The following is a 24,935-nucleotide window of genomic DNA, read 5'->3' on the forward strand; positions in this document are numbered from 1 at the left end:
ATACTTACAAAGTAAGAAAAAAAGCAAAGGAGGCTGAATCAAATGACAATGCGACAACGACGCAGACCAGTTAGTGGCTCACGTAATGTACAAGGAATTTATAATGGTTTATTCAGCCTGTGGAAGAGTTCGTGTCCTTCCTTAACCGATGCTTATCGCACGCATTAAAATCGGAATCGTCGGACATACGCAACTCCCCGCAGGCAGTAGAGGATGGGTGTCTTCTTTTGTCTGCGGTTTTTTATGTGCCCGCAGCAGGGAGATGCCGCGGGTTATTTCGCTTGGAGCGGACTTTGAAAGGGGGTGAGCGATATGACGATTAACCTATTCTTTTTGACTTTAACGATCAACAAACGGTTTAAAAGCCCGGAAGAGTTCGAACGAGAACAGCAGAACGAGCAGATTTATGACGAAATGAAAGAATCTCAGCTGAAACATCTTTATTTGACAAACTGGCGCTAAGAGCAAATAAAAAACAGGAAGGGAGAGATGACATATGCTTAAAATGGAACTATTGATGCATTATACGATGGAGAAGGATCAAGTGTAGCGAATGAAGCTGTCAAGGAAATGCCGTCCTGCATATCATAAAAAAGCAGCAGCACTTTATGTAAGGGCAGGTGATGGCATGATGAACTTTCAACAAAAAAGGCTGCCGTCGATAGGCCATGGTTATGCATCCATGCCGCATTCCTTCAAACACGGCTATGGCAATCCATTCCGTCAGCAGAGACTGGCTGCGATCCAGCAGCAAAGGCTGTATATGTTCCCATATCATTGGCATTAAAAAGCGGGCAGAAAACATTTTGTTTTCTGCCTTTTTTGCGGGAAAAAATGAAAATGTTCAGTTCTGTTGAAACATTTCTAAACACATTGCCGTCTAGTTGATATCTTCATTCTGTATAAGAAATGAAGCGATGTTTATTTTTTCAATATAATAAATAAACACAGGAAACCAAAAGCAGGTGTTTAAGATGCTAGAAAACAAACTTTATAAACGATCCAACCTATTGAAATTATTTTCTAGGAAATATAAGCAAACTAAAACAATTGAGCATATGATGATTGATTCTATAGACATACAAGAAAATGACAGAATTTTAGAAATTGGAACCGGAAACGGCTCTGTTTTTAAGAAAATAACGGAAAAACTTGAAAAGGGAAGCATCAAAAGCATCGACTCTTCTAAGCGAAAAGTAAGACAGGTGTCCCGTGCAATCCGAAAGCAAAAGAAAACAGAACAGGGGGATATTCTCTATGGCCATCCGGAAAGGATTCCCTTTGAAGACCGTACCTTCAATAAAGTGTTTTCGTTACATACGGTTCAGACTTGTACTGATGTCAGGCTCGCATTAAGAGAGATTTATCGAGTGCTTCAAATTGACGGCCGATTTTACATCAGTATTGATAACAATGCAAAAAATAGCGAGAAAAAATATATTCAATTGCTGCAAGATCAGCATTTTAGAGACATTTCTGTCATCGAACGCGATTCGTGTCTTTGTATAGTTGCTGTTAAATAAAAAATTTCTCGGGAAATATATCCAGACTTCTGACATCTAGGGAATTGGGTATATTTTCTTAATTTTATATATTTTGCATAGCATTTATATTAAAAAAAGTTATTTTCATATAAACTATAAACATAAGTATGGGTAAGAGGTGATTCGTGGCAGAGTGGATATCATTTATGAACAAGCGGAATGAACATTCATTCCTAAAAGAATCGGAGGTTTTAAGTTTACATGGCATCCGCACTTATCAGTAAATACGATTTGATCATGAAGGCATCGCTTTCGCTTTTTACGGAAAGAGGATTTGATGCCACTACCATCCCGATGATAGCAAAAAGAGCTGAAGTTGGTACAGGCACGATTTATCGCTACTTTGACAGCAAAGAAACACTCGTCAATGTTTTGTTTCAAGAAAGCATTCAGCGCTTTTCAGAAAAGGTAAAGCGAAATTATTCAGAAATGCCTGTCAGAGAAGGCTTTCGCCACATATTTTGCTGTCTCGTTCAATTTACGAAGGAGAGCGACTACGCGCTTTTTTTCCTTGAGACGAAAAAGGATGCTCACTATTTGAATGAAACAAGCAAAAAAATGATAGAAAACCTGACTCAAATGCTTGACGATTTCTTTAACAAGGGAAAAACAGAAGGAGTGATCCGCTCCTTGCCCTCCAATGTATTAATTGCGATTGTATTAGGCGCATTTCTCAAGTTGTATCAGCTAGTGCAACAAGGTGATATAGAGATGAATGCTGACTTGATTTCTGAATTGGAGCAGTGCTGCTGGGACGCGATTAAACTTCATTCATTGACTTCAGAAGAATAAAGAAAGGAAGATGTTTATGAAACAGGCAAGTGCAATACCTCAGCCGAAAACATACGGACCTTTAAAAAACCTTCCGCATTTGGAAAAGGAACAGCTTTCCCAATCCTTATGGCGGATTGCTGATGAGTTAGGGCCAATTTTCCGTTTTGATTTTCCTGGTGTATCCGGTGTTTTCGTATCAGGCCATGAACTCGTTGCTGAAGTGTGTGACGAGAGCCGCTTTGATAAAAACCTTGGAAAAGGCTTGCTGAAAGTGCGTGAGTTTGGAGGAGACGGATTGTTTACAAGCTGGACGCACGAGCCGAATTGGCAGAAAGCCCATCGTATTCTGCTGCCGAGCTTCAGTCAAAAAGCAATGAAAGGCTATCATTCTATGATGCTGGATATCGCGACACAGCTGATTCAAAAATGGAGCCGGCTGAATCCGAATGAAGAAATTGACGTGGCGGACGATATGACCCGCCTGACGCTTGATACCATCGGGTTATGCGGATTTAATTATCGGTTTAACAGCTTTTACCGTGATACGCAGCATCCGTTTATCACCAGCATGCTCCGGGCTTTAAAAGAGGGAATGGATCAAACAAAAAGGCTGGGTCTGCAGGATAAGATGATGGTCAAAACGAGACAGCAGTTCCAAAAGGATATCGAAGTGATGAATTCGCTGGTCGACAGAATAATAGCAGAGCGAAAAGCACATCCGGATCAAAATATTAAGGATCTGTTATCGCTCATGCTTTATGCAAAAGATCCTGTAACGGGTGAGACACTGGATGATGAAAACATCAGATATCAAATCATCACATTTTTAATTGCAGGCCATGAAACAACGAGCGGCTTGCTCTCCTTTGCGATTTACTGCCTGCTTAAACACCCGGAAAAACTTAAAAAAGCTCAGGAGGAAGCCGATCGCGTGTTAACGGAAGACACGCCAGAATATAAACACATTCAGCAGCTGAAATATGTCCGGATGGTACTCAATGAAACCCTTAGGCTGTATCCGACAGCGCCCGCTTTTTCTCTTTATGCCAAGGAGGATACAGTTTTAGGTGGTGAATATCCTATCAGTAAAGGACAGCCCGTCTCCGTCTTGATTCCAAAACTTCACAGAGATCAAAACGCTTGGGGGGAAGATGCAGAAGATTTTCGTCCGGAACGGTTTGAGAACCCTGAGAATATTCCTCACCATGCGTATAAACCGTTTGGAAACGGCCAGCGCGCGTGCATCGGGATGCAGTTTGCGCTTCAAGAAGCGACAATGGTTCTCGGCCTTGTGTTAAAGCACTTTGAATTGATAAATCACACCGGTTACGAGCTCAAAATCAAAGAGGCATTAACAATTAAACCGGATAATTTTAAAATTACAGTGAAACCAAGGAAAACGGTCCAAATGAATGTTCAGAAAAAAGAACAGACTGGCACCGCGCACGAAACGAAGGAAAACGAGACAAAACCTAAACACGGCACACCTTTACTCGTTCTTTACGGTTCAAATCTCGGCACCGCAGAAGGCATGGCAGGTGAATTGGCAGCTTACGGGCGTCGGCTCGGCTTTACAGCGGAAACTGCACCTCTTGATGATTACATCGGAAAACTCCCTGACCAAGGTGCTGTTGTCATTGTGACTGCCTCATATAATGGAGCACCGCCTGATAATGCTGCTGGCTTTGTCGAGTGGTTGGGAGAGCTGGACGAAGGTCAATTAAAGGATGTTTCCTATGCGGTATTCGGCTGCGGAAACCGGAACTGGGCCAGCACGTATCAGCGAATTCCTCGCCTTATCGATGACATGATGGCATCAAAAGGAGCATCACGTTTGACATCCATTGGGGAAGGAGATGCGGCTGACGACTTTGAAAGCCATCGCGAGTCTTGGGAGAACCGCTTTTGGAAGGAAACAATGGAAGCCTTTCATGTGAACGAAATAACCGAGAAAGAAGCGAAGCCTTCACTATCCATTACGTTTCTCAGTGAAGCAACAGAGACACCGCTTGCTAAAGCGTATGGCGCGTTTGAAGGTATCGTTCTTGAAAACCGTGAGCTTCAGGCAGAGAGTAGTTTGCGTTCAACTCGTCATATAGAATTGGAGCTTCCTGACTCAAAAACGTATAAAGAAGGCGACCACATCGGAATATTGCCGAAAAACAGCCAAGAGCTGGTTCAACGGGTTCTCAATCGATTCGATTTGCAGCCGCACGCTGTGATAAAAATGAACGGAAGCCCGCATATGGCTCACCTTCCGCTGGATCGGCCAATCAGAGTGACGGAGTTATTATCATCCTACGTAGAGCTGCAGGATTCTGCTTCAAGGCTTCAGCTTCGTGAGCTGGCTTCATATACAGTATGCCCGCCTCATAAAAAAGAGCTGGAATTGCTTGTATCAAGTGATGAAATGTACAAGGAACAGGTTCTGACCAAACGTGTGACAATGCTGGATCTGTTAGAGGACTATCCGGCCTGTGAAATGCCGTTTGAACGGTTTTTAGAGCTTTTGCCATCACTAAAGCCGAGATATTATTCAATTTCAAGCTCACCGAAGGTCAAAGCAAATAAGGTCAGTATGACGGTAGGAGTTGTAAAGGCGACAGCTTGGAGTGGACGCGGAGAATACAAGGGCGTTGCATCCAATTATTTAGCCGGACTCCGTCAAGGTGATACGGTTGCCTGTTTCATTCGGACGCCGCAATCTGGATTCCAGCTGCCTGATGATCCCGAAACCCCTCTTATTATGGTGGGACCGGGCACAGGAATTGCGCCATTCAGAGGTTTCATCCAGGCCAGGTCCGTTCTGAAGAAGGAAGGAAGTGCGCTTGGCGAAGCTCATTTATACTTTGGGTGCCGGCATCCTGATCATGACGATCTTTATAAAGAAGAGCTTGACCAGGCGGAAAACGACGGTTTGGTAACAGTCCATCGATGCTATTCACGAATGGAAGACGAGCCAAAAGTATATGTTCAGCACTTGCTAAAACAAGATGCACAGAAAATAATTTCACTGATCGAAAAAGGTGCGCACGTTTATGTATGCGGCGATGGTGCGCATATGGCTCCTGAAGTAGAGAACACTCTGCGTGCGGCTTATGAAGGTGACAAAGGAGCAAGTCAGGAAGCGTCAGCAGAATGGCTAAAGACGCTGCAAGATCAAAAACGTTATGTAAAAGATGTATGGACAGGAATGTAGGTGAAAATAAATCCCGCCAGAGATGGCGGGATTGCTTTAGCATGTGAAAAAAACCGGCACGATATTGAAATCTACTGAAAAGGATGTTATAGGGAGTATCGCGCCGGCCTTATTATTATTATCGTCCGAAAGATATAAAACTTTAGGTTTTTTTCTATTATTTTATATATAAATAGTTATAAAGTTATATATTTGTGTATTGGAGTTCGATTTTTTATTGACTTAATCAAGCGTTTTGCCATCATCCTGCCGTTTGAGTTAGACTGTCCGATTGAGACCCGGCACTTGAATGCCCCGCAGGTTTCAGACTGTTCGCTTCTTCAAACTAGTCAGAGGACACTCCTTGTTGATATTGACGCTCGAGATGTTTTCTGTAATGAAAATCATGAACCAGTCGAATCGTCGGTTTGATTAAAAGCAGAAAGCTGCCAACTGCAAACAGCCATATTCCTGCAGACATTAATTCATCGTAAAAGAAGAAAAAGCTGCCGATGAAAAATAAAGCGCCAATGATAAAATCGTTTACTGTATAGAGAACTTTATATCGTTTTTTGAAAAATGGCTCATACCGATTTATTTGCTTTTTCATTTCATTTTCTGCATTAGCTGCCACTATGATCCCCCCCCATTCTATATTTGCTTACCCTCACGGAAACGATAGGTAAACATAAGGTCTTCACAGCTAGAAATAAAGATTATTAGGACCATAAATAAGTCAGCCATTTCTCAAGTTAGGAAGGGAGATTGCGAGGTTCTTTAGAGCTAATTATTTACATAAAGTGAAAAATATTGTAATATTAAAGAATTATAAACGAAAGGGGTGACAGTATGACTAACGGATCGAATATTATTATCGTATTAAGTGAAATTGAGAACGAAACGGAAGGAATAATTTTAGAATGCAGAATATAAATGTCCAATAGATTAGGTTTTATGCCTGGTTCATGTCATCAATGTGACAGGCAATCCTTTTTTAAAAGCAATTTGTGCATGCGATGGGCCTGTAACTGGAATTGATCTATCGCAAAAAAAAGAGGTCCTCAGCAGGACCTCTTTTTTGCTAATCTATTTTATTGCCTGAACGATAAGAGCGGTTAAAGCTTTAGCCCCCTGAGGAACCAAGTGTACGCCGTCAGGGGTGAAATACTCCGGATGCTGGAGAGCTTCTGCATGCCAGTCAACCAACGTAATATTGTCATGCGCGTCAGCCTGCCGCCGTAAAGATTCATTCACTTTGCTTTCCCATTGCCGGGGCACACGTGTATTGACAAGGTAGATATGAGCTTTTGAGAAAGATGTAAGCAATTGATCGATTTGGCTGTTTGTAAAGTAGCCGTTGGTTCCCAGCTCAATGATGACAGCTTTATTCGGCTGATTAAAAGACTTGTATTCCCGTGTCAATTCTAAAGCCTGAGACATTTGTCTTCCCACCTTCCCATCAATTGTGACATGTGAAAGTGACTGGCGAAGGCTGGAGGCGATATCAAGCATGACGGAATCCCCTATAGCTAATACTTCTTTATCAGTAGCTGCCGGCTCTTTCTGCTGCTGAGATTGCTTGTGTTTATTTTTACTAGTCTCTTGTTCATTATCTTTGTTTTCCTTTTGATCTTGATTGGAGTCTGTTGTCTTTTGTTTGGGAATGTTTTGACTGTCTTCATTGGCTTCAGCTTTCTTTCTATCCTCAGAAGCCTGGCTGGTATCACCGTTTGTTTCTTGTGAGCTATACGTCCATTTGGTGGGATGCTTTTGCTCCCCGGCTAGCCCAGACAGCGCTCCCGCAAAAATAAGTGTAGCGAGAATGAGGAAACCAATTGACATTTTGCTGACGACAGATGTCGTTTTCCATTCTCTGATTCTATGGATAAAAATACGGCGAAAAAATGATCTAAATCCCTGTGTCCGTATCGGCTTCTCGATAAAATGATAGGAAAGCTCGGCGAGTATAAATGTAGCGATGATCTTTAGCATGATATGCCATAAAACAGGGTTTCCGATTTCTCGAACTGGCGTGCTTAACACAATAACAGGGTAGTGCCAAAGGTAAATACCGTAAGACCTTGTTCCAAGCCAACGAAGAGGCCTCCATGAAAGCAGAATGCCCAAAAAGCTGCTCGGGTGGGATACACATGCAATAAGGACTGCTGCGGTAGTGCTTATTAAAACCATTCCGCCTCTGTAAAGAAAAGGTTCGTATTCATCTGTAAAATAGACACACAATACTAAAACACAAAACGCCGAAAGTTCTGTGACATGCAAAAGGCGCTTCAGTTTGTTTGACAGCCTGTTTGAAGACAGTCTTTTCATCGGCCATATTAGAGCCATAGCACACCCTATGAGAAGTTCAAACGAACGAGTATCTGTGCCGTAGTACACGCGACTCGGATCTCCGCCGGGTTCATACAATACGCTCATCATCACGGCTGAACAGAGCGCAAGCAATGACACCGCCGCCGCCAGTTTAGCACGGTTTTTAAATATGTACATCCCAGCAACCAAGAACATCGGCCATACCATATAAAATTGCTCTTCAATGGCCAACGACCAAAGATTTTTAAGCGGTGACGGGGAGCCGAAGCTATCAAAATACGAGAGTTTATGAAAAATAAACCACCAATTACTCATGTAAAAGAGAGAAGAGATGGCATCTCCGCGTACAGTGTGCAATAGTTCCCGGTTGCACACGACGACCCAAATAACAGCAGAAATGATCATAAAATATGCCGCTGGCAGAAGCCGCCGCATTCGGCGCACCCAAAAGTCCCGAAAATCAAGGCTGATATCATTTCCATGTGCCGGTAATATGATAGAAGTAATTAAATAGCCTGATAATACAAAAAAGATATCAACTCCAATGAAGCCTCCGTTAGCCCAATTGAAGTTTAGATGATAAGCGATAACTGCCAGGACGGCAAAGGCCCGAAGGCCATCGAGTCCAGTGATGTAGCGGTGATGTTGTGTCTTGTGATACATGGTATTCCTCCAATAATGTGCAGATATTCTTGTTGCTTTGGCTGCGAGATTACGCCTTCTTGATAGTTGTCAGGTCCCTTTGCGAAAAGGGGAAAACTCCCATGCCAGAGGATGACATGGATGTTTTTCTGTTATCGAACATAACGTTCCCCCATGAGCAGATTTGAGATGACACTGGTCGGAATTTTAAACTCTGTAACGCCCATATAGCCGGGTGCAACTTCATATTCATCAAATGAAATCACAAGTTTATGGTCTTCTGTAATATAAAACGTTTGATCAGGCTGAATGTGTTTGAATGGTTCTGCAATCTCGTCAGTGACCCAATAGATTTTATTTGGATCTTCCTTCATTTGCTGTTTCATTTGTTCTTTTATGTTTTGGCTGATGACTTTGATATAGCGGTCATCTTTAAATAAGCTTTTTAATGTAAGTAAGATATCATTCTTTTTGTCAATTGTGATATAACGGCTTTGTGTGTAAGATGATGCTTGTGTTTTTTCAATATCACGCCGAATAGAAATTAAATCTGGCGTATCTGTTACTGTCTCGTAATCACTATAGATGCTGAGATGTCCTTTTTTGTTTTTGGATGTGGACTGTATAAATTCTTTGTATAGCTTCTTGCTTTCTTTCAAATATTTCTGGTTGATGCTGTTTTCAAGCTCTTGATTAGAAAGTCCCGACAGAGCAGGCGTTTTGACATCGATGCTTGATTCATCTTTCTCTTCTTTGATCTCAATAAAAGTGATGGCTTTGACGATCTTGCCGATGACAGGGATTTTTGACATAGCTTGAGCTGCATCTGGGTTGATGTTGACAAGTGCAGTGAATAAAATAGCTGCCGCAACAGCTGCTGATGTCGGCCACATGACGATTCTTTTCCTTTTTGGCTTTTGCTGAAGGGCTTTTTCGACAATGATATCCAGTTCTTTAGGAATCTGAACATTTTTATATTCTTCTTTTAATTGCTGTAATCTCTTATCCATTAAGAAAGATCCTCCTTCGTCAACTGAATGCGCATCAGCTTCAATGCTCTGTAAAGGCGCGTTTTGACGGTATTCAAGTTTTCTCCTGTAATTTCCGCAATTTCTTCTAGTTTGAGGTCTTCAAAAAAACGCAAAATAATAATTGTTTTATAGTGGGACGGCAATTCGTCGAGCGCTTCATGAAGATCAGTGTCCTTATAGTGATCCTTCTTTCCTGAGCTTAAAAACTCTATCGTTTCGTCATCCATCACCTTTACCTTTTTTTGTTTTCGCAAAAAATCAATCGCTGTACGAACTAAAATTTTATAAAACCAGCTTTTTATCGTCTCAGGGTTTCTGACCGTTTCAACTGAGCTGAGTGCTTTTTTTATAGATTCCTGAATAATATCTAACGCGTCATCTTGATTTTTCACATAACTGAAGGCTAACCTGTAGAAATCTTGCTTATGGTCAGTTATACACGTGACAAGCAACGCTTTTGTTGTTTGTTTTTTCTTCATTGCAATAAAGGGCTCCTTTTCGAATATACGTATATCGTTGGATGTTACCTAGGATAGACGAGGCAGTTTAAAAAATAGTTTGCGCAGATATCATTTTTTTAAAAAGTGATCAGGAGCGGGAGGGGAGGATTAAATGCTTAAGAATAAACGGAAAAGATCAATTTAATTGGGGAGTGCATAAAAAAACATGACTTGTGGGTACAAGCCATGTTTTTTGGTTACATAATATACAGGAAGCACATGTGTTCTATTCCAAGTAATGTTTTTTAAAATCTGAGTGGATTGAAAATTTGCGGCGTAACTGGATGAGGTTTTTTCCAAAACTATCCTCTAAAAGCCCTCTATGCTTCTTCATAATTTCCATGAGATACAGATCATGAATGATCACTTCTGTAATAGGCATGACTAACCCTACATGCATCGTCCATGCAGCACGGCTATCGTTGCCAAGAGAGACAATACCTGCTACAACTTCTGAATCATCTCCGCTATAAACAAGCCACCGTCCGTCATACTCTTCTGTAATTTCACTGCTCATATCATGAAGATAAACGTTAGCAAAATCAGATGCGATCTCTCCGTACGCAATAATGGTGACGATGACACCTTTATTTGCCGCCTGTTTAAGCTCTGATTCCACTTCTTTGAAATCCTCTTTCCATATTTCTAAGAGGATTCTTTTTTTTGCTGATAATATACAAGCCTTCACCTTTTCAAGAATTTCCTTGCGGCCGGTGATATTCCAGATATTTTCCCGGTCATTTGCGGTCTGCTCAAATTTTTCAAAGTATTTTTCAGCCTGGTCAAAATTCTCTTCCGCTTTAAGCCGGCGGTTTTTAACCAGTTCTTTAGCGGGTACGGGGACATACTGGGGCGTATTTCCGTGACTTACAAAAATATCTCCCCTTAAGACAAGGCTTTCCAAGACTTCATATATTTTTGAACGAGGCACGCCGGAATTTTTGGCTACCGCATAGCCTGTTAAAGGCGATTCTTGCAATAAGGCCAGATAAGCTTTTGATTCATATTCGGTAAAATTGAGGTTTTTTAAAATGTCTAATATATTCTCCTTCATACATCCTCCAATATAAAAGCAGTCGCTGCCTTTGTAATCGCTATTTTAACAAACCATATTGATTTTTTCCAAACGTATTGATACACTTTTTATAAGGAGTTACTTTTGTAGTCACTATATATTAGGGGATTCATTTAAAGGGGGAAAGAACATGCACAGCTTACTCGCATACATACCGATAGCTGCTATGATGGTTATCATTCCAGGAGCAGATACGATGCTTGTTATGAAAAATACCCTTAGGTATGGCGCAAAGGCTGGCCGTTATAATATTCTCGGATTGGCAACGGGACTTTCTTTTTGGACGGTTATTGCCATTCTAGGTTTATCAATGGTTATAGCCAAGTCGGTGATTCTTTTCACAATGATCAAATATTTGGGGGCAGCATACTTAATTTATTTAGGGATAAAAAGTTTTTTTGCAAAGAATATGTTCTCTTTAGACGACATGCAAGCCCAAGCAAAAACCGCAGCAATTTCTCCGAAACGATACTATAAATCTTCCTTTATGCAAGGGTCTCTTAGTAACATTCTTAATCCCAAAACGGTTTTGGTCTATGTCACGATCATGCCCCAGTTCATCAATCTGAAGGGAAATGTAAACCAGCAGCTTATTATATTAGCTTCGATTCTCACCCTATTAGCGGTGTTATGGTTCCTCTTTCTCGTTTATATAATTGATTACGCAAAAAAATGGATGAAAAACCCCAAGTTCCAGAAAGCTTTTCAAAAAATAACGGGGATCATGCTAGTGGGGTTTGGTATCAAAACTGGTTTGAGTTGATGAGCGGCCATTTATACGGAGTCTATGGATAAATAAGGATTAAATGATGAAGGTAAGTATTTTATTTTCCTCATAAGCGATTGGTAGATATTCGTATGGAAAAACATCATGTCACTAACTGAGCGGGATCATAAAACAAGCAATATCTAATTGTTAGCAGAACCTTTAGTTTCTGCAGTTTACCTGATACCATTGATTTCTATAAGGACAATAAGCTTTATTAGTGCCTCGCAGCACACAAAAAAGACAAGGGATCACAACTCCCTTGTCTTTTTTTTGATTTTCACTTGGTATTACGAACTTTATACGCAATCATCAATAAGAGAAACCAAACTGGAGTGACAAATAGAGAAACACGCGTATCTTTCGCGAGTGCCAGCACCACCAGTATGAACACTAGAAAAGCCAGTGTTACGTAATTGGATAATGGAAAAAGCGGCATTTTAAATGTATTCACCTTTGCAACATCTGGTCTTGTTTTCCGGTATTTCAAATGGCAAATCACAATAATGCCCCAAATAAAGATGAAGCAGATAGTAGAAACACTTGTGATAAGCGTAAAAACCTGCTCTGGCATGATATAGTTCAGAATAACACCAATCAGAATGGCAATGGCTGAAAAGAACAAGGCATTGCTTGGTACATTTGAGGCAGTCAGCTTTTGCAATGGTTCAGGTGCATGATGATCCTTGGCAAGCGAGTATACCATCCGGCTTGTACTAAATAACGCACTATTGCCAGCTGAAGCAGCAGATGTCAGCACAACAAAATTAATGATGCTGGCGGCTGCTATGATACCGACCGCTGAGAATACTTGAACAAATGGGCTTTCAGCAGGATTGATGATATTCCATGGATAAATACTCATAATTACAAGAAGAGCACCAATATAAAAAAGTAAAATCCGAATAGGGATATTGTTAATGGCTTTAGGGATTACTTTTTCTGGGTTTTCTGCTTCGCCTGCGGTAAGCCCCACAAGTTCAATGCCAGTAAACGCAAACACGACCATCTGGAATGAGAGAATAAATCCATGTAAACCATTTGGAAACATGCCGCCGTGACTCCAAAGATTCGTGAAGGCCGCTGTGCTTGATTGTGTGGAAAATCCTTTTATGATCAAGACAATACCGATAACAATCAGTGCCAGTATTGCGATGATTTTGATTAACGCGAACCAGAACTCCATTTCTCCAAAAAGTTTGACAGTCGCGAGATTCATAATGAGCAACATCACAAGCGCAATGAACCCTGGCATCCATTGGGGTACATCAGGAAACCAATATTGGGTATAAAGTCCGACAGCTGTTAAATCAGCCATAGCAAGTGAGATCCAGCAAAACCAGTATGTCCAGCCAGTAACAAATGCTGCCATATTTCCTAAATAATCTCTTACAAAATCAACAAAAGAGTGATATCCCGCGTTAGATAGGAGCAGCTCTCCCAGTGAACGCATTATGAAAAAGAGAAATACACCCGTGATCATGTAAGCAAATAAAATAGAGGGGCCTGAAAAATGTATTGATTTCCCTGATCCTAGGAATAAACCAGTTCCGATTGCCCCCCCAATCGCTATGAGTTGTATGTGCCTGTTTTTAAGGCCTCTGGACAATTTTCGTTTGTGCAGAGAATGGTCCATTGTGGAATCGTCCGTCACTTTATGTTTTCCTCCAATAAAAAATATAAGTTATCTTGGTTGTTTAGGTACATAGCTTCCTAAATTTTTTATCTATTATTATAACAGGAAACTTAAATTATATTAAATTTTATTGATTTTTTTAATTAAATGTAACTAATATATTATCTTTCTTTTCTATTTTATAAGGTGTCATATCCATCAGGATGTGTAAAGGGTTTCTTTTCTACCGCTCTCAAATATATCCCACTATTTTTTATTAAAATAATAATGTGAGAAGAAGATAACTAGTTAACATTCAGTCATGATAAGAGATTGAGTTTTTGGGCTGTTTATCCTGATCTTTAAGATGCATTTTCCGCAGTACCGGAACTTTGTCATCAATATGTTCCCGAAGAGTGATAAACTGTTTACGAATTATTACTTTTGAAGGGGGACAACCTGAGTAAATCATAGATCAAAAACACCAAAAATAAAAAGGGCGTCTGTTCATAATTATTTTTAATCGGTGCAATCTGGTGAGATAGGATGCTGATTGTTTCCTGCATATAAAAACATTTAACGGAATATTCAAAAAGAAAGGATCCATGTGAATGCAAGGTTTTAAATGAGATAAGATCCTCAGTACAAGGCATAAAAACTGATGTTCGTTTTTTCAATTTTGACTAATAAGGACAAAGGATGATATAGATGAAAAGGATTGATAAAATATACCGCCAGCTGCTGCAAAATTTTCATAAGACTAACGTACATCATCTTCTAAACGTGCAGGGAAATTCAGCAAAGGAAATTGCTCAGCAATTAAAGATAGACCGGTCCAATGTCAGTTTTGAATTAAACAATCTCGTGCGGTCCAAAAAGGTGATAAAGATTAAAACGTTTCCCGTGCGCTACATTCCGGTGGAAGTAGTGGAAAAAGCATTCAACAAAAAATGGGATACAGAGATAATGGAAGTTAAAGAGCTGAAGCAGTTTTCTGAAAACCCAAAAAAGATACATCAAAACATTTCTATGAACCCTTTAGAACTTATGATTGGAGCAAAAGGGAGTTTGAAGAAAGCAATTTCTCAAGCAAAAGCAGCTGTTTTTTATCCTCCACACGGTCTGCACATGCTCCTCTTAGGGCCAACAGGCTCCGGTAAATCCCTTTTTGCGAACCGAATTTATCAGTTTGCGACTTATTCTGACATTTTGAAGCCTGGTTCTCCGTTCATCACATTTAATTGTGCAGATTACTATAACAATCCTCAATTATTACTCTCTCAATTATTTGGTCATAAGAAAGGAGCATATACTGGCGCGAACGAAGATAAAGCCGGTTTAGTTGAGCAGGCCGACGGGGGTATTCTGTTTATGGATGAAATCCATCGTCTTCCGCCTGAGGGACAAGAAATGCTGTTTTATTTCATTGACAGCGGATCTTATAACCGCCTTGGAGAAACTGAGCATAAACGAACATCGAAAGTATTATTTATTTGCGCAACTACCGAAAATCCTAATTCTGCCTTATTAAAAACATTTTTGCGAAGAATTCCAATGACGATTCATATTCCATCGCTGGAAGAACGATCTCTTAAAGAAAGAGTTGATCTGACAACGTTTTTATTGGGAAAAGAAGCAGAGCGTATTAAGAAGAATCTAAGTGTGCATATCGATGTATATAATGCATTGATTCATTCTGCGAAATTTGGGAATGTGGGACAGCTGAAATCAAATGTACAATTAGTTTGTGCACATGGATTTTTACATAATCTTGACAGAGATGAAGTTGTGGAACTAACCGTTCGGGATCTCCCGGATGAAATCAAGCAAGATTGGATGTCAAGCAGCAAAAACATGAAAAGAAGCAGAACGATTTCTGAATATGTCAATATCACTACCATCATATCCCCGATAGTAGAAGATGAAACAACAAAAATTGATGATGATCTATCATTTAATTTGTATCATTTGATAGAAAAAAAGGTCGAAGTGTTAAACAAAGAAGGTTTGTCCAAAAAGGAAATAAACCAATATATTTTAACGGATATTCATTTGCATGTCAGAAGCTTTTTTAACCAAAGGGCTTTTCGAAATGACAACCTGCTGACATTTGTTGAGGACGACGTGATTCAAATGACGAAGCAATTAAAAGAAGTAGCTGAAGATGAATTGAATTGCACATTTGACCGTAAATTTATTTATTTCTTAAGTATGCATATCGATTCATTTTTAAAACGCGGTAAGCAAATTGATGTTTTAAATGCGCAGGAAACAGATGAAATTCGTGATACACATGTGAAAGAGTATCAGGTGGCGCTCATATTTAAAGACAAAATTCAAGAACACTTCAGAGTAACCGTCCCGGAAATAGAAGTCATCTACTTAACGATGCTGATTCATTCCATCAAAACGTTAAAAGAAAACAAAAGAGTGGGAATTGTGGTTGCCGCACATGGAAATAGCATGGCGAGTTCAATGGTTGAAGTAGCGACGGAGCTTTTAGGGAGCACCCCAATTGCGGCCGTCGATATGCCCCTTTCTGTTTCACCTGCGGAAATCATGGAACGCTTAGCGGAGAAAATGAAGCAGGTAGATGAAGGTGAAGGTGTTTTAATGCTTGTTGACATGGGGTCACTTGCAATGCTGGAAAGCAAGCTTGAAGAAAAAACAGGCATCAAAATCAAAACAATCAGCAATGTCACGACCGCAATGGTGCTGGATGCCGTCAGAAAGGTGAACTATCTGAATTTACATTTACATGCCATATATGACTCGGTCACTAAGGATTTTATTGAGTTATGGGATCGGCAGCCTGCCGCCTCACCAGGCAAAAAGAGGGCGTTGGTTTCGATCTGTACAACAGGCAGCGGAACGGCGAAAAAGCTGGAAGACATCTTAACAACAATCGTAAACAAGGCCTCTGATGCTCCTATCCACATATTGACCGTATCATCGATTAAATTGGCAAACAGGATCAAAGAAATCGAGAAAGAGTATGAGATCCTTGCGACAGTAGGAACAAAGGATCCTAAAATCAATGCTCCTCATGTATCCTTGGAGGTCTTAATTGAAGGTGAAGGAGAGAAGATGATCCAACAGGCGATCACAAAAGGCAGCATCCCGATGAGTAATGGATTATCGGGCACAAACATCATTGTACGGGAGCTTTGCGAGGATAGTTTGAAAAAGTATCTGGTTTTTTTGAACCCCCATCACATTATAGATATCTTATTAGAGTGGCTTCAAACCATTCAAGACGAGTTAGGCATCATTTTTAATAACACAGTGATGATCAAAGTGATTATGCATACGGCTTTTGCCTTTGAAAGGGTGATTAAACAGAATCCGATTGCCTTTTCCGAAGAAGATGAAATAACCGATCAGCTGAAAGAGATTTTTGAGGTGACAGAGCGAACTTTAATCCCTTATGAAGAAAAATTAGGGCTGAACATAAGCGATGATGAAAAATTATATATCGCCGCCATTTTTGCTGAAGAAGTATATGGCCACATGTGTTAAAAGCGGTTTTTTTACGTAAACCTGTATTAAATGGAACGTCATTTTAATACAGGTTTATTTTTATATCCACATGTGTTTCAATCAGCTTTCTTCATGTGCTGCAAAACAAATGAAAACGCTTAACACAGCTTCTTTGGCACGATACTTGCATTATAAATAGGTGTATGTAAAAGGAAAGGAGCAAACGTGTTATGATTTCAGTCATTATTAGCGGTCATGGGGACTTTCCCATAGCATTAAAAGAATCTTCAGGCATGATATTCGGTGAAGAAAATCATCTAATAGCGGTGCCGTTTTTTAAAGGAGAGGGCATCCAAACGCTGCAAGAAAAATATCATCAGACGCTTCAGGATATTCCGAAAGAAAATGAGGTGCTTTTTTTAGTTGATATTTTTGGAGGTACACCGTACAACGCAGCAGCTTCCTTTATCGCTAAGGATCAAAGGATGGATATGGCTGCCGGTATAAACCTGCCGATCGTACTGGAGGTATTAAGCCTAAGAGAACACATGAAGCTCAAAGAATTGCTGAATCACTTAAAAAAAATGAGCCAGCAAAGCTTTCAAGTTTGCAGTGAACATTTAGAAAAAGTGAAAACAGTTAGCGAAGAAAAAAGAGAGGATGAACTATGATGAACATTACATTGGCAAGAATAGATGACCGCTTTATTCACGGACAAATCCTGACAAGATGGATTAAAGTCCATGCAGCAGACCGAATCATCGTGGTGTCAGATGACGTTGCGCAGGATGAAATGAGAAAAACCCTGATCCTATCGGTTGCTCCTTCTAATGTAAAGGCGAGTGCCGTATCAGTTTCTAAAATGGCAAAGGCGTTTCATAGTCCGCGCTACGAAGGGGTAACGGCGATGCTCTTGTTTGAAAACCCATCCGATATTGTATCTCTCATAGAAGCAGGCGTTCCTATCAAAACCGTAAATGTCGGAGGTATGCGTTTTGAGAATAATCGCCGGCAAATCACCAAATCAGTCAGCGTAACTGAAAAGGATATAGAGGCGTTTGAATTATTAAATGAATTAGGCGTCACACTGGAATTGAGGCAGCTGCCTTCTGATGCCAGCGAAGACTTTTTGGAGATTTTAAGAAATGTAACAAAATCATCAAGGGGATGAGATGATGACGTCAATACAAATTATTTTGTTGTTAATCATTGCAGCCATTACAGGTATAGCAAGTGTATTGGATGAAGGTCAAACACACCGTCCACTGGTTGCCTGCACTTTGGTTGGCCTGGTGCTTGGTGATCTGAAAACAGGAATTATCTTAGGAGGAACACTGGAGCTGATGGCGCTGGGCTGGATGAATGTCGGCCTTGCCATGGCACCGGATACAGCTATTGCCTCTGTGATTTCAACCATTTTGGTGATTACCGCTGATCAAGGCATTGGTGAAGGCATTGCCGTCGCTGTTGCTTTGGCAGCTGCAGGTCAAGCGCTTACTATTTTTGTCCGAACGATTACTGTCTTTTTCATTCACCGAGCTGATAAATATGCGAGGGAGGGGAATATCAAAGGAATTGAAATTATGCATATTACCGCTATGGTGTTTCAAGCGCTGCGTGTCATGATACCGACTTTGATTGTGGCCTTAATCAGTGTGAGCGCTGTTCAGGCGTTCTTGGGAAATATTCCGGAAGTCATTACCAAAGGGTTGCAAATAGGCGGAGGCATCATTGTTGTTGTGGGTTATGCCATGGTGATTAATATGATGAATATCCCTTATCTGAAGCCGTTTTTCTATATTGGTTTTTTGTTGGCAGCGTTTACCGATTTCAATTTAGTAGGGTTTGGCGCTCTCGGCCTTTGTCTGGCGCTTTTATATCAGCAGGTTATGCAAAAACATAGCGCACACGGAGCAGTCGCCGCAGCTGCAGACGGCAGCAATGCCGCTGTCTATGATGATGATGATCTTGATGCATAAAGAACGAGGGGGGATGAAAAATGGAGAAAGAAAAAAGATTAACGAAAAAAGACATTTTCAGTATGTTTATCCGTTCGAATTTCTTGCTCGGCTCATTTAACTTTGAACGTGTGCAGGCAATGGGATATTGCTATGTGATGATACCGGCGATCAAAAAATTGTACGGTCCGGGAGCGAAAAGAAACGCAGCATTGCAACGGCACTTGGAATGGTTTAATACACATCCGTGGCTGTCCGCACCCATATTTGGGGTGACAGCTGCCATGGAAGAAGAAATGGCGAACAATAAAGGAATTGACGAGAAAGCAATAAGCGGGATGAAAATCGGTTTAATGGGTCCGATAGCGGGTGTGGGTGACCCTATTTTCTGGGGAACCGTACGTCCCGTATTGGCTGCTTTAGGGGCTTCTCTTGCTTTAGGCGGAAACATTGCCGGTCCTCTGCTGTTCTTTTTCCTGCTGAATGCCATCAGATTAACCACAAAATATTACGGTTTAAAGTACGGCTATGTAAAAGGGATGGAGATTTTGCAGGATTTAGCAGGGAATCGTATTCAAAAACTGACAGAAGGTGCATCCATCCTCGGGTTATTTGTAATGGGGGCTTTGGTCTCCAAGTGGACCACTATCAACATCCCAATCGTTGTTTCAAGAATTAAAGATGATAACGGAAAAGTTGACGTTCAAACTGTGCAAAATATTTTAGACAGCATTATGCCGGGGGTGCTGCCTTTAGGATTGACTTTACTAGTGGCATGGATGCTGCGAAAAGGAGTAAATCCGCTCCTTATTATAGTTGGCATATTTGTGATCGGTATTCTTGGCTATTGGGCTGGATTTCTGGCATAAGCGCTAACAGGTAAAAAGGGGAGAACCTGCAGAAGTCTTTCTCATAACCTCTTCATCATTCGATACAGCTTTTTTCACGGATCCACTCGTGCAGATGTCTCTCTTGAATGTGTTCAAATGTAGAGAGGAGAGAATCAGAATGAAAAAGAAGTTTATTCAAGTCGTGATCCTGTTCATCATGCTGTTTACTATGGCACTACCAGTAGGTGCAGCCGATTCAAGCTACTATGATGAGGATTACCGTCCTCAATATCACTTTACACCAGAGGCAAACTGGATGAATGATCCAAACGGAATGGTTTATTATGCAGGGGAGTATCATTTGTTTTATCAGCATCATCCATATGGTCTGCAATGGGGGCCGATGCATTGGGGCCATGCAGTAAGCAAGGATTTAGTTCATTGGAAGCATCTCCCTATAGCACTGTCACCGGATGAAAAAGGCACGATTTTTTCCGGAAGCGCAGTGGTCGATTGGAATAATACAAGCGGTTTTCAAACCGGAAAGGAGAAGCCGCTTGTCTCTATATATACGCAGGATCACGAAGACGGCCAAGTGCAAAGCATTGCCTATAGTAATGATAAAGGCAGAACGTGGACGAAATACTCAGGTAATCCGGTCATTCCTAACCCGGGAAAAAAAGACTTTCGCGATCCGAAAGTGTTTTGGTACGAAAAAGATAAAAAGTGGGTGATGGTACTGGCAGCTGGTGACCGAATTCTCATTTATACATCGAAAAACTTGAAGCAGTGGACATATGCAAGTGAGTTTGGGCAAGGACAAGGTAGTCATGGAGGCGTATGGGAATGCCCGGATTTATTTGAGCTTCCTGTAGACGGCAATCCGAAACAAAAGAAATGGGTGATGCAAGTCAGTGTCGGAAACGGTGCGGTTTCAGGAGGATCAGGCATGCAATATTTTGTAGGGAGTTTCGATGGAACAACTTTTAAGAACGAAAACCCGCCAGACAAAGTATTATGGACCGACTACGGTAAAGACTTTTATGCAGCTGTTTCTTGGTCTGATACACCATCTTCAGACGGACGGCGGCTTTGGCTAGGGTGGATGAGCAATTGGCAATATGCCAACGATGTTCCTACATCTCCATGGAGAAGTGCAATGACTATTCCAAGAGAAGTAAAATTGAAAGCGTTTTCTAAAGGGGTTAGAGTCATTCAAACACCAGTAACAGAGCTGCAATCCATCCGCGGGGCCTCACATAAGTGGAAAAATAAGAGCATATCGCCAGAGAGCAGTAATGTATTGGCGGGCCTATCTGGAGATGCTTATGAAATGAATGCAGAGTTTCAAGTGAACCCAGGTTCTGCTTCTGAATTTGGTTTTAAGGTTCGAACAGGGAGACATCAATATACAAAAGTCGGCTACCATCAAAAGAGCGGCAAACTGTTCGTTGACCGAAGCCAATCCGGAAACGTCACCTTCAATCCAACCTTTAACACTGGGAAACAAGCAGCTCCGCTGAAGCCGGTAAATGGAAAGATAAAAATGCGTATTTTTGTTGACCGCTCTTCAGTCGAAGTATTTGGCAATGACGGGCAGCAGGTGTTGACTGACATCATTCTTCCGGATCGATCAAGCAAAGGTCTTGAATTATATGCTGTTAATGGCCGTGTTAAGGTAAACTCCCTAACGATTCATCCTTTAAATAAAGTATGGGGAGCGTCACCGTTTATATCCAATTTGACTGGCTGGACAACTGTAAACGGTACGTGGGCCGATACAATTGATGGAAAACAAGGACGATCAGACGGCGATTCCTTCATTATGTCTTCAGCATCCGGAGCTGATTCCACCTATGAATCTGACATTACAATTAAAGATGGGAACGGAAAAGGGGCAGGAGCTCTTGTGTTTCGTTCTGATAAAGACGCACAAAACGGTTATGTAGCCAATGTGGATGCGAAACATGATCTTGTGAAATTTTTTAAATTTGAGGACGGTATTGCCACTGTTATTGCTGAATACAAAACACCGATAGATATAAATAAAAAGTATCATTTGAAAACTGTGGCTCAAGGCACTCACTTTAAAATATATTTGGATGACCGTCTGGTGATAGATGCTGAGGATTCTGCATTCTCAGAAGGCCAATTTGGCTTGAACGTTTGGGATGCAACAGCAGCCTTCCAGAATGTCAACGCGGGAAGCTTGGATGTCAGAAGATAAAGAATTGAAAAGATGATACTTGAATCAAAGGACGAATGATTAGAAAAGTCCTAAGAGGTCATTTGTGAATAGATGTTACATCTTCTCTATAAAAAAGGCACAGACTCAAACCGTCTGTGCCTTTGTGTTATTTCAACAGTTTCAATGATTCGCGGTTAAATGCTTCCAAATCATCAGGTGTTCTGCTTGTTACAATGTTGTGGCTAACGACTACTTCTTCGTCTTTGTAGTTTGCACCAGCATTGATTAAGTCTTTGCGAATGCTGCGGTAGCCAGTGATGTCTTTGCCTTTCAGAAGATCCGTATCAATGAGTACCTGCGGGCCGTGGCAAATAGCGAAAACAGGTTTCTCATTTTCTACGAATGCTTTCGCAAACTCACCTGGGCGGTCATCTCCGCGAAGCAAATCTGGGGAAAATCCTCCAGGAATCAATAAGGCATCGAATTCACTTGCATCTACATCGGAGATCGCTTTGTCGATCTTCACTCTCTCGCCATGTTTACCGGTAACTTCCTTGCCCGCTTCCAAATCAATGGCTACGACGCTATGCCCAGCTTCTTCGTATGCCTTGACCGGACTTGTATATTCAATATCTTCGAATTGGTCTGTAACAAGAACAGCGATTTTTTTGCTCATATTTATACCTCCTATGAAATCCTATATACCATAGAATAACAGGCAGGTACATCTTCCTTCAAAATATTTGCTTGTCAGATGTTCTTCGCAGGAGTCCTGCGAAGGCGTTGCTTTATAGGATTTGGTTTTTCTATCATTTATCACAATTTGGTAAAATCGCCGCCAAAGCGAGGCAGAGAGAAAGTACTCTTTTCAACCTGCCCCTTTTTTTGGAAATATACTTTTTAAATGATTTTCATGTCCTGTGGAGGGAGGCAGTAAACAAAAAATAGTATGGCTACCCCCACCTTTTACAACTATTCCGACTTATAATGTAGACATATCAATAACGAATCGATAACGTACATCACTGCGAAGAACACGCTCATAAGCTTCATCCACTTGATCGGCACGAATTACTTCAATTTTTGGTGCAATGCCATGCTGAGCAGCGAAATCAAGCATCTCTTGTGTTTCTGGAATTCCGCCGACAAGAGAACCTGCAAGGCTGCGGCGGCCCATGATTAAGGAAAATACACTATATTTGTCCGGCTCGGCCGGTGCCCCTACATTTACGAGTGTTCCGTCTATTCGAAGCAATGATAAATAGGCATCTACATCAAGATTCGCCGATACCGTATTTAAGATTACGTCAAAACGCCCGGCCAATTCAGTAAATGTAGCTTGATTACTGGTTGCATAATAATGGTCTGCCCCTAGTTCAAGAGCTTCCTCTTTCTTATTCATAGAGCGGCTCAGGACGGTTACCTCTGCACCCAAAGCATGCGCAAATTGAATCGCCAAATGACCAAGCCCGCCGACTCCTACAATCGCAACCTTTTTGCCTGGGCCGACGTTCCAGTGTTTTAGAGGGGAGTATGTGGTAATCCCTGCACACAATAGAGGGCTGGCGACATCCAGCTCCAAACTGTCCGGTATACGAACAACGAACCTGTCAGTGACAACGATTTTTTGGCTGTACCCGCCATACGTCGGATTTCCATCATAGTCCAGTGAATTATAAGTTTGGACAACACCTTTAGTACAGAACTGTTCCTCACCGCTGAGGCAGTATTCGCATTCTCCGCAGGAATCAACAAAACAGCCGACGCCAACGCGATCTCCGACAGCGAATGTTGTGACTTCTGCTCCCACAGCCACCACAACTCCGGCGATTTCGTGACCGGGAACCATCGGGAAAATTCCTCCGCCCCATTCATCGAACGCACTGTGGATATCGGAATGGCAAATACCGCTGAACTTAATGTCGATTAAGACGTCGTGCGCCCGTAATTCTCTTCTTTCAATTGTAGTCTGTTCAAATTTCGCTTTAGCATTTGGTACGCTTAATACACGAGTTTTATGATGATTACACATACAGACCTTCCTTTCATATAGTCAGATTCCAGATAAGAACATGTCACTTGATGTTTGTCAGGTGTGTTCAACATCACTTTAAACCTTAAAGTCCACTTTAAGGCAAGAGTTTTTTTAAGAAACATATTTTTATAAAAGAATAAGAGTAACAAATATTGAAGAAATTCTGCTTTTTTAACAATTAAATATTAAATTCTGTACGACCGCTCATAAAAAACGAACGCATCGAATCAATTGACTCGATGCGTTCGTTTTATAATGTATCATACCATTCATCATGAACAGGCTCTAACCAGTCCGTTTCTCCAGGAGTAATGGCTACATGCACAAACCAACTGTCTTTTGTTGAGCCATGCCAATGTTTTACGTGCGGCGGAATATTCACGACATCTCCTGTTTTGAGTAAGCGAGCTGCTTTTCCCTCTTCTTGATACCAGCCCTCACCACCTGTAACAAGTAAAACTTGACCGATTTTATGAGAGTGCCAATTATTGCGGGCTCCCGGTGCAAAGGTTACATTCCCGATTGATGCATTGAGCGGCGTTGAGTCGGTAAATACCATGTGTAAATATGCATCTCCGATAAAGTTTGCTTCAACTTTTTCTCCCAATGGAAAGATTGTACTGTTGTTTAATCGTTCATTTGGCATATGATGGCTTGCTTTCTTTTCATTTGTAAAGATTTCTTTTGCAATATAAAATGCTGACCAAGCTTTGGGCCATCCGGCATAGAACGAAAGGTGTGTGATGATTTCCGCAATTTCCTCTTTTGTTAATCCGTTTTCCTTTGCTTTTTGAAGGTGCATCGTTAATTGGTCGAAGTTTCCTCCGGCGATTAATGCAGAAACCGTAATCATGCTGCGTTCACGTGAAGAGAGTTCTCTCTCTCTTGACCAAACTTCGCCGAATAAGACATCATCGTTAAGTTCAGCAAATTTTGGCGCGAAGTCTCCTAATATATCTCGTCCAGCAGTTTGTTTCTTTGCCATTAA

General features: G+C 41.1%; 21 protein-coding genes and 1 pseudogene. 12 read left to right on the plus strand and 10 right to left on the minus strand.

Annotated features, from left to right (window positions below):
* The first annotated feature begins 312 nt into the window (after positions 1–312).
* The 5 genes from V6D42_RS01905 (at position 313) to cypB (ending at position 5,517) form a co-directional block, all read left to right on the plus strand.
* Positions 313–462, plus strand: a complete 150-nt coding sequence (locus V6D42_RS01905) for a YrzI family small protein (protein ID WP_333512211.1) — start codon at positions 313–315, stop codon at positions 460–462.
* A 166-nt stretch (positions 463–628) separates the two neighbouring features.
* Positions 629–787: a hypothetical protein gene (locus tag V6D42_RS01910; protein WP_333512212.1), complete on the plus strand. Its 159-nt coding sequence runs from the start codon at positions 629–631 to the stop codon at positions 785–787.
* Between the two features lie 178 nt (positions 788–965).
* The gene (locus tag V6D42_RS01915; protein WP_333512213.1) at positions 966–1,523 is read left to right on the plus strand and encodes a class I SAM-dependent methyltransferase; all 558 of its coding nucleotides are present in this window, start codon (positions 966–968) and stop codon (positions 1,521–1,523) included.
* Between the two features lie 222 nt (positions 1,524–1,745).
* Positions 1,746–2,336, plus strand: coding sequence for a TetR/AcrR family transcriptional regulator (locus tag V6D42_RS01920; RefSeq protein WP_024122281.1), 591 nt, complete (start codon positions 1,746–1,748; stop codon positions 2,334–2,336).
* Between the two features lie 16 nt (positions 2,337–2,352).
* Complete coding sequence (cypB, locus tag V6D42_RS01925) at positions 2,353–5,517, plus strand: bifunctional cytochrome P450/NADPH--P450 reductase CypB (RefSeq protein WP_333512214.1); 3,165 nt, start codon at positions 2,353–2,355, stop codon at positions 5,515–5,517.
* Between the two features lie 325 nt (positions 5,518–5,842).
* Here cypB and V6D42_RS01930 read toward each other — a convergent pair whose 3' ends face one another.
* The 5 genes from V6D42_RS01930 to V6D42_RS01950 form a co-directional block, all read right to left on the minus strand.
* Positions 5,843–6,106, minus strand: coding sequence for a YrhK family protein (locus V6D42_RS01930; RefSeq protein ID WP_442893191.1), 264 nt, complete (start codon positions 6,104–6,106; stop codon positions 5,843–5,845).
* A gap of 476 nt (positions 6,107–6,582) precedes the next feature.
* Positions 6,583–8,490 (minus strand): acyltransferase family protein, encoded by a 1,908-nt coding sequence (locus V6D42_RS01935; protein ID WP_333512216.1) that lies wholly within the window; start codon positions 8,488–8,490, stop codon positions 6,583–6,585.
* A gap of 131 nt (positions 8,491–8,621) precedes the next feature.
* Positions 8,622–9,479 (minus strand): anti-sigma-V factor RsiV, encoded by an 858-nt coding sequence (gene rsiV / locus V6D42_RS01940; protein WP_333512217.1) that lies wholly within the window; start codon positions 9,477–9,479, stop codon positions 8,622–8,624.
* Complete coding sequence (gene sigV / locus V6D42_RS01945) at positions 9,479–9,979, minus strand: RNA polymerase sigma factor SigV (protein ID WP_010335079.1); 501 nt, start codon at positions 9,977–9,979, stop codon at positions 9,479–9,481. The genes rsiV and sigV overlap by 1 nt, the downstream gene beginning before the upstream one ends.
* A gap of 247 nt (positions 9,980–10,226) precedes the next feature.
* Positions 10,227–11,054, minus strand: a complete 828-nt coding sequence (locus V6D42_RS01950) for a TrmB family transcriptional regulator (RefSeq protein WP_333512218.1) — start codon at positions 11,052–11,054, stop codon at positions 10,227–10,229.
* Positions 11,055–11,205: 151 nt separating this feature from the next.
* On the opposite strand from V6D42_RS01950, the gene V6D42_RS01955 reads away from it, so the two are divergent.
* Positions 11,206–11,838, plus strand: coding sequence for a LysE family transporter (locus tag V6D42_RS01955; RefSeq protein ID WP_333512219.1), 633 nt, complete (start codon positions 11,206–11,208; stop codon positions 11,836–11,838).
* 283 nt (positions 11,839–12,121) lie between these two features.
* Here V6D42_RS01955 and V6D42_RS01960 read toward each other — a convergent pair whose 3' ends face one another.
* A complete protein-coding gene (locus V6D42_RS01960; protein ID WP_333512220.1) occupies positions 12,122–13,495 on the minus strand; it encodes an amino acid permease in 1,374 nt (457 codons plus the stop codon).
* 669 nt (positions 13,496–14,164) lie between these two features.
* On the opposite strand from V6D42_RS01960, the gene V6D42_RS01965 reads away from it, so the two are divergent.
* The 6 genes from V6D42_RS01965 (at position 14,165) to V6D42_RS01990 (ending at position 21,951) form a co-directional block, all read left to right on the plus strand.
* Positions 14,165–16,975: a sigma 54-interacting transcriptional regulator gene (locus V6D42_RS01965; protein ID WP_333512221.1), complete on the plus strand. Its 2,811-nt coding sequence runs from the start codon at positions 14,165–14,167 to the stop codon at positions 16,973–16,975.
* Between the two features lie 191 nt (positions 16,976–17,166).
* Positions 17,167–17,607 carry a PTS fructose transporter subunit IIA gene (levD, locus tag V6D42_RS01970; protein WP_010335074.1) on the plus strand — a complete coding sequence of 147 codons (441 nt, stop codon included), beginning with the start codon at positions 17,167–17,169 and terminating at the stop codon, positions 17,605–17,607.
* Positions 17,607–18,107 carry a mannose/fructose/sorbose PTS transporter subunit IIB gene (locus V6D42_RS01975; RefSeq protein WP_214919383.1) on the plus strand — a complete coding sequence of 167 codons (501 nt, stop codon included), beginning with the start codon at positions 17,607–17,609 and terminating at the stop codon, positions 18,105–18,107. The genes levD and V6D42_RS01975 overlap by 1 nt, the downstream gene beginning before the upstream one ends.
* Positions 18,108–18,111: 4 nt before the next feature.
* Positions 18,112–18,915 carry a PTS fructose transporter subunit IIC gene (gene levF / locus V6D42_RS01980; RefSeq protein ID WP_214919384.1) on the plus strand — a complete coding sequence of 268 codons (804 nt, stop codon included), beginning with the start codon at positions 18,112–18,114 and terminating at the stop codon, positions 18,913–18,915.
* 20 nt (positions 18,916–18,935) lie between these two features.
* A complete protein-coding gene (levG, locus tag V6D42_RS01985) occupies positions 18,936–19,763 on the plus strand; it encodes a PTS fructose transporter subunit IID (RefSeq protein WP_214919385.1) in 828 nt (275 codons plus the stop codon).
* Positions 19,764–19,902: 139 nt separating this feature from the next.
* Positions 19,903–21,951 (plus strand): glycoside hydrolase family 32 protein, encoded by a 2,049-nt coding sequence (locus V6D42_RS01990; RefSeq protein WP_333512222.1) that lies wholly within the window; start codon positions 19,903–19,905, stop codon positions 21,949–21,951.
* A gap of 127 nt (positions 21,952–22,078) precedes the next feature.
* Here the strand turns inward: V6D42_RS01990 and yraA are convergent, their stop codons facing one another.
* From yraA to V6D42_RS02010, 4 genes and pseudogenes are all read right to left on the minus strand, one after another.
* A complete protein-coding gene (gene yraA, locus V6D42_RS01995; RefSeq protein ID WP_010335069.1) occupies positions 22,079–22,588 on the minus strand; it encodes a cysteine protease YraA in 510 nt (169 codons plus the stop codon).
* 306 nt (positions 22,589–22,894) lie between these two features.
* Positions 22,895–23,944: an NAD(P)-dependent alcohol dehydrogenase gene (locus tag V6D42_RS02000; protein WP_333512223.1), complete on the minus strand. Its 1,050-nt coding sequence runs from the start codon at positions 23,942–23,944 to the stop codon at positions 22,895–22,897.
* 253 nt (positions 23,945–24,197) lie between these two features.
* Entirely contained in the window at positions 24,198–24,593 is a 396-nt protein-coding gene (locus tag V6D42_RS02005; RefSeq protein WP_333512572.1) for a cupin domain-containing protein, read from the minus strand.
* A 45-nt stretch (positions 24,594–24,638) separates the two neighbouring features.
* Positions 24,639–24,932 (minus strand): annotated as a pseudogene (locus V6D42_RS02010) (carboxymuconolactone decarboxylase family protein); the annotation flags it as partial.
* Positions 24,933–24,935 lie beyond the last annotated feature (3 nt).

Origin of the sequence: Bacillus sp. 0909A (assembly GCF_036765115.1) — a bacterium.
Classification (GTDB): domain Bacteria; phylum Bacillota; class Bacilli; order Bacillales; family Bacillaceae; genus Bacillus; species Bacillus mojavensis.